Origin of the sequence: Paenibacillus sp. AR247, assembly GCF_002968895.1 — a bacterium.
Classification (GTDB): Bacteria; Bacillota; Bacilli; order Paenibacillales; family Paenibacillaceae; genus Paenibacillus_AQ; species Paenibacillus_AQ favisporus.
Map to the genome: position 1 here is coordinate 373,402 of NZ_PCZT01000006.1, position 5,670 is coordinate 379,071.

The following is a 5,670-nucleotide window of genomic DNA, read 5'->3' on the forward strand; positions in this document are numbered from 1 at the left end:
GAGGAACGTTTTTGAGCGTCGCAATCCCGATGTGCCGAAGTGGAATCGGAGGTGCCAAAGGGATCTCCACCAATTTGCCTGAGGCTAACTCTTCGGTGATGAATTGGCGCGTAATGAAGGTGAGCCCAAATCCGCTCTGGGCAAACTGGACTAAGAGATCGAGGCTGCCAAGTTCGAATTCGGGATGAAGGGTCGTGCCGTGCGCCCCGGCGTAGCTGTCAAGAAATCGGCGCGTACTTCCACCCGGTTCCAGAAGCAGCAGCGGGTACTGGTGAAGCTCCGCCAAAGGCAGCGGCTGCCGTGCCAATTCCTCATACTTCGGATGCCCGACAAGGCAGTCCTGCTGGGGAGCGCTTGGCCGAAAATCGATTTTGGGGTCGTCCGCAGGCAGATTCACGATTCCGAAGTCGATTTTTCCTTCTTTTAACAATGTGATCGTCTCCGGCGTCGTCCGGTTCGTGACATGCACCCGGATGTCCGGATACTGCTGGTGGAACTGTTCGAGGCATGGCAGCAGGTAGTGTTTGCACAAGGTGTCGCTCGCTCCGATATGGATTTCCCCAAGCAGCAGATTTTGCATCTCGGCCATCTTTTTCTCCCCGATGTCCAGCATCTGCATGGCCTGTTCCACGTAGCTGTACAACACTTCGCCTTCTGCGGTTAACGTGACTCCTTTTGCTGACCGGAAAAATAAAGCCCCGCCAAGAGCACCTTCCAATTGCTTCAACGTATGGCTGACCGCAGGCTGGGTAATATGCAGCTGCTCTGCCGCTTTTGTCAAACTGCCAAGCTTGGCCGTCCAGTAGAATACACGATACCATTCCATTTGAATATTCATCGTCATTACCTCAATTTATATAGATCATTATTAATATCAATTTTACTTATGTAACTAATCCAAATTATAATGATCGCTGTAAAGGAAAACAAGAGGAGGCCAAACCATTGACCGTAACAGCGATTGTTGGAGCCAACTGGGGCGATGAAGGAAAGGGCAAGATGACGGACGTGCTGGCAGCCAAATCATCTTACGTGGTGAGATATCAGGGCGGAAGCAATGCCGGGCACACGATTATTAACGAATACGGGAAGTTCGGACTGCATATGCTGCCTTCCGGCGTATTTTATCCGCATGTGACGAACGTGATTGGAACTGGAACGGCGCTGGACGTAAACGTGTTGGTGAGCGAAAGGGAAGCTTTGCTGGCAAGAGGCGTTCCTGAACCGAAACTGGCCATATCGGATCGGGCGCAGGTCGTCCTGCCAATTCACCGACTGCTGGATGAGCTGGAGGAGGAACGCTTGGGGGCACGGAGCTTTGGATCGACGAAGCAGGGGATTGCTCCGTTTTACGCCGATAAATACGCCAAGCTCGGCGTGCAGGTGGCCGATCTGTACGATGAAGAAAGACTTCGGCGCCGGCTGCAACAGATGCTGGAAGCCAAAAATGTTCTGCTGACACATCTTTATGGTCATCAGTCTCTAACTCCGGAGGATCTCATGCCGGCATTAATGGAGCAGGGCGAGAAGATTCGTCCGTTCGTGTGCGATACGGCCCAAATGCTGAATGAGGCCTACCGCAAAGGAGAAGGCATTTTGCTGGAAGGGCAGCTGGGAGCGCTACGGGACCCGGATCACGGCATTTACCCGTTCTCCACGTCCTCCTCAACGTTAGCGGGATTCGCGCCGGTTGGTGCCGGCCTTCCGCCGTATGCCATATCCCAAGTGGTGGCGGTGGTCAAAGCCTATTCGAGCTGCGTCGGTGCCGGCCCGTTCGTGACCGAGCTGGCAGGCCAAGAAGCCGAGGAGCTGCGCCGGCGCGGTGGCGATGCGGGCGAATACGGTGTATTAACCGGACGTCCGAGACGCGTGGGCTGGTTCGATGCGGTAGCAACCCGCTATGGCTGCATGATTCAGGGAGCCACCGAGATCGCGTTAACGAACCTGGACGTGCTCGGGTACCTGGACCAAATCCCTGTATGCATCGGGTATCAGCTGGCTGACGGGACGGTGACCGACCAGTTTCCAGTGAGCGCGAAGCTGGATGAGGCCAAGCCGGTTCTGCAGCATCACAAGGGCTGGAACTGTGACATTACCGGCATTCGTTCCTTTGAAGAGCTGCCTGAGGCGGCGAAGCGATATATCGAGATCATCGAAGTGACCGCGAGGGTGAAAGTGAAATACGTATCCGTGGGGCCTAAACGGGACCAGCTGATCACACGTAATCTATAGAGCTCGGGCGATCCGCCGATCGAGCTGCTTCCGCCGGAAACCTTCGGGCGGGCGCGAAGCGGCTGCTTTATGAGAAAGACGAGGAAAGAAAAATCACGCGAGAACCTGACCTAGACTCCGGCAGTGTTTTCCGAGTAACCAAGCGTCAGAACGGTTCCCTCCGCGAAGGGGGCCGTTTTTTTGTTGTGAAGCGGCAGGCACATGAATAATTTCCCTCCAATGGCAAACAATACGGGATAAAGGGAGGCTGATGCTTCATGTGTCAACGTTTTTCCATGGCCGCCGAGCTGCCGGAGGTTCAGGAGCATTTTCAAATCGAACGGGTGATGTATTACTATAAAAACCGCTACAACATCAGTCCGACGCAGCATATGCCCGTGGTGCTCCAGCAGGACGGGGCGCGGATTCTGGATGAATTCCGCTGGGGCTTTATCCCCTATTGGGGAAAAGACGCGATCAATGCGGACCTCCGGAATGTGCACCAGAACCCCAGTTACCGGAAAATGGTGGACAAGCAGCGCTGCGTGATCCCCTGCAACGGATTTTACTACTGGAAGAGAGAAGGCAAGAAGTCCTATCCCGTCCGTGTAGTGATGAAAAACCGCAGCATGTTTGGGGTGGCCGGATTGTATGAAATTTGGCGGGATACGCGTGGAGAGCCGCTGCGCACCTGCACTTTGGTCATGACGGATGCCAATCCGCTGATCGGTGAATTCGACGCCCGGATGCCGGCGATTCTGTCTCCCGGGGACATGGAACGCTGGCTGGATGAAAGTACGATGGATCTGGACGCGCTGGATCCGATTCTGCGTACCCATTCGGCGGAAGAGATGCATGCATACGCGGTCACGCCGCTTATCGACAACGACACGCACGACACGGAGGAATGCATTCAGGAAATGAACCTGGAGCGGGCCTGGGTAAAACGATAAAATTAAAGCAGTTTATCACTGCTTGCGAAAAAAGCCTTGCGGCTGAGCAGCGGGGGGGGATATAACCCTTTTCGAGCTGAATCAGCCCTAAGGCTTTTTCAGTTTGCCGCCGATGGCCGGCAAATTGACAACCCGGTATGCTTCTCCTATAATTTCGACTAGTATCTATATAGAATGAACTAAAGAAATGAATGTTATAGGCATATTTGGCCGTTATCACAGGATGTTCAATGCAAATACTTTAGTTCCTATCTAAGCCAACGAAAAGGTGGACGTATTCATGTCTCCGCGCACCAAAGAACAAAAGAAGGCAAGGAGAGTGATATTTTGAAATTAGTGGAAATGAAGAAACAGGCATTTGATGCGTTAACCGATGCAGAGCTTGTTTTGGCTTGTACCGACCCGGCAGTCAGTGCGTTGCAGGGAAAAGAGGGCGCCGATAAGGCAAGTGTGATTCGTTCGCTTCATCCGGATCAGCAGCAGGTGTTCATGATCAGGCTGCTGTACCCAGCATGCCATTCGGAACCGGACTTCCAAGCCTGGATCCGGTATTTGCTTGATAAGCCTGGATATTGGCAGGGCGTTCAAGGTGGATTGCATTTTTTTGGCGAAACCGAACTCATTCGGTTGCTGGACGAAGCCAAGGAAGCGATCGAAGGACATGTCCCCCTTTCGCGCACGAATGCTGCGATCCCTCATTCAGAAATCTCTCCTTTATATGAACAATTCAAATCTGCATTCGACGACACCATGCAGCGGATCAGCCGCTACATCCGGATTCGTCCGGGTTCATTCGTACAATTCGTTTCATCGAATGTTCAGTCGGCCCAACCATGGAATGGAGGCGGATGCTGAGATGGCAACGATTTATAAAGAAATTTGGATCGAAGCATCACCGGAACTCGTTTGGGACGTCGTCCGTGACGTCGGCGCCGTGCATATGCGGTTCGTGCCTGATTACACGGCCGAGACGCATTTTGACGGGGTGAATCGGTTGATCCATTTCAGCAACGGCAATATTGTGAAAGAACTGATCGTCACCAGGGATGATGAGCAGAGAAGAATGGCTTATGCGGTGGTGGAAACGAAAATGCCGCTGCAGCATCATCATGCTTCGTTTCAAGTGTTTGAAGACAGCTGGAGCCGGTGCCGCCTCGTGTGGATTACGGATTTTTTGCCCGACCAGTTGGCAGCAGAAATCCAGATCCGGGTCGACCGGGGGGCAGAGGTTATGAAGCGTACCATTGAAACCGAAGCACGGAACAACGTGTAACTAACAGGCAGGTCAAATTCGTGATATCAGCGGATGGGCCTGCTTTTTGATGCAAACAATCCTAGGTAATCCGCATATTAAAAAAGCAGGCTGGGAAAGTTAACCGGTAATGGCCAAAGTTCATTTCCTTGGTCCAGGCACATTGTCGCCAGATATATAACATGGAGGTAAGAGAGAGCGATGCCCAAGGATTTTATCGAAGCACTGAAAAGAAGACGTTCCATCTATACCATCAGCAAACAGAACGTGACCACCGATGAGCGTATTCAGGAAATCGTGGAGGACGCGGTCAAGCATGCGCCTTCCTCGTTCAACTCCCAAACCTCCCGCGCGGTCGTTCTGCTCGGGTCCAATCATGACCGCTTGTGGGATATTACGGAAGATATTTTGCGCGAGGTCGTCAACAACCCGGAGGCGTTCAAATCGACCGAGCAAAAGATCGGTTCGTTCCGCAGCGGCTACGGCACCGTATTATTCTATGAAGACATGGACGTCGTCCGCAAATTTCAGGACCAATTCGCCGCCTACAGCGAAAACTTCCCGATATGGTCAAATCAAACCTCGGGAATGGTGCAGCTGATCGTATGGACGGCCCTGGAGCTTGAAGGCTTCGGCGCTTCGCTTCAGCATTACAACCCGCTGATCGACGAGCGTGTCCGGGGCGAATGGAACCTTCCCGAATCCTGGAAGCTGATCGCCCAAATGCCTTTCGGCAAACCGACGGCGCCGGCAGGGGACAAAGAGTTCCAGCCGATTGCTGAGCGCGTGAAAGTGGTTCGCTGATCCATTGCGATCATACCTGTAAACAATACCCGGTGTCCTTCATGAGGATGCCGGGTATTGTTGTGTACCATTGCATACCAGTCGTATCCGACTGGCGTGAGCACCTCTTTATGTTATAATATTTATTTTAGAAGATGACTTGAGTGTAAGGGTCCTCAGCGAAGGAGGAATGAGAATGAAACGGTGGAAACAATGGACGGGCATGGGTCTCCTGTTCTGTTTATTGCTCTCTGCCTGCACATCAGAGAAGGAAGAACCCGCGTCTGTACCTGTCCCGAATCCCGAGCCTGCGGAGCTGGGGCAAACACTGACCGTGGTGCCGACAGAATCAGCCAAGGCCGCTGCGGAAGATCCATCCCAATACCAAATACAGACCCGCTTGACGGACTTCCAGCTCATTAGCGGGACGACGGGCATCGCGTGGGGACTGACGAGAAATGAACTGCGGAT

Annotated in this window: 6 protein-coding genes and 1 pseudogene; 6 read left to right on the forward strand and 1 reads right to left on the reverse strand. The window is 52.9% G+C overall.

The genetic code is table 11. The features are described from left to right. Positions 1 to 838 (reverse strand): LysR family transcriptional regulator (locus CPT76_RS06735; RefSeq protein ID WP_105442335.1); only part of this gene is annotated, 838 nt, incomplete at its 3' end. Between the two features lie 107 nt (positions 839 to 945). Between CPT76_RS06735 and CPT76_RS06740 the strand changes: the two genes are divergently transcribed. The 6 genes and pseudogenes from CPT76_RS06740 to CPT76_RS06765 all read left to right on the forward strand — a co-directional run. Beyond that, positions 946 to 2,232: an adenylosuccinate synthase gene (locus CPT76_RS06740; RefSeq protein ID WP_105442336.1), complete on the forward strand. Its 1,287-nt coding sequence runs from the start codon at positions 946 to 948 to the stop codon at positions 2,230 to 2,232. 257 nt (positions 2,233 to 2,489) lie between these two features. Continuing rightward, positions 2,490 to 3,164 (forward strand): SOS response-associated peptidase, encoded by a 675-nt coding sequence (locus CPT76_RS06745; RefSeq protein WP_105442337.1) that lies wholly within the window; start codon positions 2,490 to 2,492, stop codon positions 3,162 to 3,164. Between the two features lie 327 nt (positions 3,165 to 3,491). Then, entirely contained in the window at positions 3,492 to 4,019 is a 528-nt protein-coding gene (locus CPT76_RS06750; protein WP_105442338.1) for a hypothetical protein, read from the forward strand. Position 4,020: 1 nt separating this feature from the next. Next, complete coding sequence (locus CPT76_RS06755) at positions 4,021 to 4,437, forward strand: SRPBCC family protein (RefSeq protein ID WP_105442339.1); 417 nt, start codon at positions 4,021 to 4,023, stop codon at positions 4,435 to 4,437. 180 nt (positions 4,438 to 4,617) lie between these two features. Then, positions 4,618 to 5,220, forward strand: a complete 603-nt coding sequence (locus CPT76_RS06760; protein ID WP_076171583.1) for a nitroreductase family protein — start codon at positions 4,618 to 4,620, stop codon at positions 5,218 to 5,220. Positions 5,221 to 5,395: 175 nt separating this feature from the next. Then, positions 5,396 to 5,670, forward strand: a pseudogene (locus CPT76_RS06765) (WD40/YVTN/BNR-like repeat-containing protein); the annotation flags it as partial.

Excerpts from the sequence above, each read along its gene's own strand:
- CPT76_RS06760 (WP_076171583.1), top strand. The coding sequence starts at position 4,618 with ATGCCCAAGGATTTTATCGAAGCACTGAAAAGAAGACGTTCCATCTAT.
- CPT76_RS06745 (WP_105442337.1), top strand. The coding sequence starts at position 2,490 with ATGTGTCAACGTTTTTCCATGGCCGCCGAGCTGCCGGAGGTTCAGGAG.
- CPT76_RS06755 (WP_105442339.1), top strand. The coding sequence starts at position 4,021 with ATGGCAACGATTTATAAAGAAATTTGGATCGAAGCATCACCGGAACTC.